Annotated in this window: 4 protein-coding genes; 3 read left to right on the top strand and 1 reads right to left on the bottom strand. The window is 56.7% G+C overall.

Going from position 1 to position 3,716, the window contains the following annotated elements; genetic code table 11:
- The 3 genes from VEI96_10475 to fabD all read left to right on the top strand — a co-directional run.
- Positions 1-774, top strand: a 774-nt coding sequence (locus VEI96_10475; GenBank protein HXX58414.1) for an electron transfer flavoprotein subunit beta/FixA family protein, incomplete at its 5' end; no start/stop codon positions are given.
- Complete coding sequence (locus VEI96_10480; protein HXX58415.1) at positions 765-1,973, top strand: FAD-binding protein; 1,209 nt, start codon at positions 765-767, stop codon at positions 1,971-1,973. The genes VEI96_10475 and VEI96_10480, both read left to right, overlap by 10 nt.
- Before the next feature lie 43 nt (positions 1,974-2,016).
- Positions 2,017-2,952: an ACP S-malonyltransferase gene (gene fabD, locus VEI96_10485; protein ID HXX58416.1), complete on the top strand. Its 936-nt coding sequence runs from the start codon at positions 2,017-2,019 to the stop codon at positions 2,950-2,952.
- A gap of 23 nt (positions 2,953-2,975) precedes the next feature.
- Here fabD and VEI96_10490 read toward each other — a convergent pair.
- A partial coding sequence (locus tag VEI96_10490; protein HXX58417.1) for a pyridoxal-phosphate dependent enzyme occupies positions 2,976-3,716 on the bottom strand: 741 nt, incomplete at its 5' end.

Below are 3,716 nucleotides of genomic sequence, written 5' to 3' on the forward strand. Positions count from 1 at the left end.
ATCGTCTGCATCAAGCAGGTTCCCGATACCGCTGAGGTGAGGATTAACCCTGAGACCAATACCCTCATACGGGACGGCGTCCCGAGCATTACGAACCCTTATGACACGCACGCGATAGAAGCGGCACTCCAGATCAAGGAAAAGGTCGGCGGTAAGGTCATCGTCCTCACCATGGGCCCTCCGCAGGCCGAAAGTGCCCTGCGCGATGCCGTATCCATGGGGGCTGATGACGCGGTGCTCCTCACCGACAGGGCCTTTGCAGGTGCCGACACATGGGCAACGTCCTACACCCTCTCGAAGGCCGTAGAAAAACTCGAAGCTGATATCATCCTCTGCGGCAAACAGGCGATAGACGGCGACACGGCGCAGGTCGGTCCCGAAATGGCGGTGTTTCTCAACATCCCTCACATTTCTTACGTACGAAAGGTGGAGGAAGTGCAGGAAGGCACGATTCGGGTTCAGAGGCTGATGGACGAGGGATACGATATTGTCGAGTCCTCCCTGCCGGTCCTTCTTACGGTCGTGAAAGAGATCAATGAGCCGAGGCTGCCGTCGCTGAAGGGAAAGATGGCTGCCAAGAAGATCGAGATAAAGCGATGGTCCTCATCAGACATCGGCGCTGAAGCCGATAAGGTGGGTCTGAAGGCATCGCCGACTCAAGTGAGAAACATCTTCGCTCCCGAGGTGAAAAAAGAGAGGAAGATCTTCGAGGGGTCTCTCGAAGTTCAGGTTGACGCCCTAATTCGCGAAATAGGAAGACTGAAATGCGTATAGTCGTAGGCTCTGATAAGTGCTCAGGCTGCGAGACCTGTATCGGTTCCTGCCCCTATACCTCGATCGTGATGAAGGAGGGCAAGGCCTTCATAACCGAATATTGCCAGCTCTGCAGGGCCTGTCTCGGTGTCTGCCCGGAAGGAGCCATCAAAGAGGTGCTCGAAGAGGGAGAATCGCCGGCCCTACGGCAGACAGCGACGGACGGATATGCAGGCGTATGGGTGTTCGCGGAGCAGAGGGAGGGAAAGGTGGCATCGGTGGTCTACGAGCTTCTGGGCGCCGGGAGAAGGCTTGCCGCGGACCGGAACACACGTCTCTCCGCGGTCCTCTTCGGAGCCTCTAATGCGGAGGCCGTGGAACTCATCCGCTGGGGCGCCGATGAAGTATATCTATCGAACGACCCTCTCTTCGGAACATTCAACGACGAACCCTATGCTGACCTGCTCGGCCTTCTCATCAGGGAGCACCGCCCGGAAATAGTCCTTGCCGGCGCAACGCCCATAGGGCGTTCCTTCTTTCCGAGGGTTGCGGCACGGCTCTGGACAGGACTCACGGCTGACTGCACAGCCCTCGAAATCGACAGGGAATCGGGAAACCTCCTCCAGATACGGCCTGCCTTCGGCGGCAATATCATGGCGACGATCCTCTGCCCGAACAGCAGGCCGCAGATGGCGACCGTGAGACCGAGGGTGATGAAACGCGGAACCTATGAAGAGGGCAGGAGCGGCGATATCATCCACGTTGATGCCGGGGGATTGTCTTCTCGCACAAAGGTCCTGAAGACAGTGAAAGAAGTCTCCGAGACAGCCTGTAATCTCCAGGAGGCGGACATCATCGTATCGGGTGGGAGAGGGTTAGGAGAACAGAAAGGCTTCCGGCTCCTTTCCGAACTCGCAGAGATCCTTGGTGGTTCTCTCGGCGCCTCACGAGGAGCGGTTGATGAAGGCTGGATTCCTTACAGCCACCAGGTAGGCCAAACCGGAAAGACCGTCTGCCCGAGGATATATTTCGCCTGCGGAATCTCGGGTGCCGTCCAGCACCTCGTCGGCATGCAGTCTTCTGACATAATCATCGCTATCAACAAAAACCCCGAGGCCCCGATATTCAATGTGGCGACCTATGGAATCGTCGGCGATGTCTATGAAGTCGTGCCTATCCTCATAAAGAAGATCCGGGAGATGAAAGGCTTGCAGGAGTGACTATGCCTCCTTCTTTTCTTCATATTCGCGGTGAACAGGCCTCATGAAGATCGCCTTTGTCTTTCCCGGTCAAGGGTCACAGCATGTCGGCATGGGGAAGGAGATCCATGAGGGTTTTCCCGAGGCGAGGGAAGTCTTTCAGGAAGCTTCGGACGCTCTCGGGTATGATGTCGCCGGCCTCTGTTTTTCCGGTCCCGCCGAAGAACTGAACAAGACCTTCAGGACCCAGCCCTCCATTCTGACGGTGAGCACGGCGATATCGAGGGTGTTATCCGGCAGGGGGATTAAACCGTCTATTGTGGCGGGCCACAGCCTCGGGGAGTATTCGGCCCTCGTTGCGTCCGGTGTCATCTCATTTTCGGTCGCGGTGAAACTCACGGAAAAAAGGGGGGCATTCATGCAGGAGGCGGTTCCGGAGGGTAGGGGGCTCATGGCAGCCATCCTCGGACTCGAGAGAAGAACGGTCGACGAGATATGCCTTTCCCTGCAGTCAGGGTACGCAGCGCCGGCCAACTACAATTGCCCCGGACAGATCGTAATCGCCGGCGAAAGGGCTGCCGTGGAAGAGGCGATCATACGTGCGAAAGAGGCCGATGCCAGGAGGGCAGTGCCGCTGTCGGTCAGCGTTCCCTCCCACTGCAGATTAATGGCTGCGGCGTCCGAAAGACTTGGAGAAATACTCGATACCATCGAATTCAGGATCCCTGCGGTCCCCCTTGTGAATAACGCCGATGCCCTGATCCTCAATGCCGTGGAGAATATAAAAACCTCTCTTGTGCGCCAACTCAATAGTCCGCTTCTCTGGGAGGATACGATACGGGTGATCAGAGATTCTGGAGTCGAGACCTTTGTCGAGGTGGGGCCCGGAAGGGTTCTTTCCGGCCTCATAAAGCGGATTGTAGACGGTTCAAAAATTCTCAATGTGGAAGATATAAAGAGCCTCGATAAGACATTGACGGAACTGACTCCTTCCACCTGAGCGATTGCCGGTATCTCAGCGAATCACCTCTTCGCGCTGAATAGCCCTGTGCTAAGATATCTGTCCCCCCTGTCAGGAAATATGACCACCACTTTCTTCCCCTTGCCCAGCCTCTCGGCAATCCGCAATGCTGCCCACATGGCGGCACCGGAAGATATCCCGGCAAGAATACCCTCCTTAACGGCAAGCCCTCTTGCGGTCTCTTCGGCATCCTCGTCAGTGACGGGAATGACCTCATCGTATATGCCCCTATTCAGGACACCAGGGAAAAACCCGGCCCCGATTCCCGCAATCCTGTGCTTCCCGGGGTTTCCTCCCGAAAGAATGGCTGAGCCCGCCGGCTCCACAGCAACGATGAAAACGTCGGATTTTTCTCCTCTGAATACCTCTCCATTACCGGTGATAGTACCGCCTGTACCTATACCCGCGACGAAGGCATCGGGCACTCTGCCCAAATCACGCATTATCTCGATTGCCGTCGTCTTTCTGTGGGTATCGGGGTTTGCTCGGTTTTCGAACTGTAGGGGCATGAAGAAGGAGGGGTTATCCCTGCGAATCTTCTCCGCCTCTTCCCAAGCGCCCATCATGCCTCGCTCAGCGGGCGTCATGACAAGTTCAGCCCCGTACGCCTGGAACAGCAGCCGCCTCTCTACTGACATGCTCTCGGACATGGTGAGGATAAGGCGATATCCCTTCACGGCAGAGACGAGCGCGAGGCCGATGCCGGTATTGCCGCTTGTCGGTTCGATAATCGTCCCACCGGG

It is taken from the genome of Thermodesulfovibrionales bacterium (genome assembly GCA_035622735.1).
Taxonomy (GTDB): Bacteria; Nitrospirota; Thermodesulfovibrionia; order Thermodesulfovibrionales; family UBA9159; genus DASPUT01.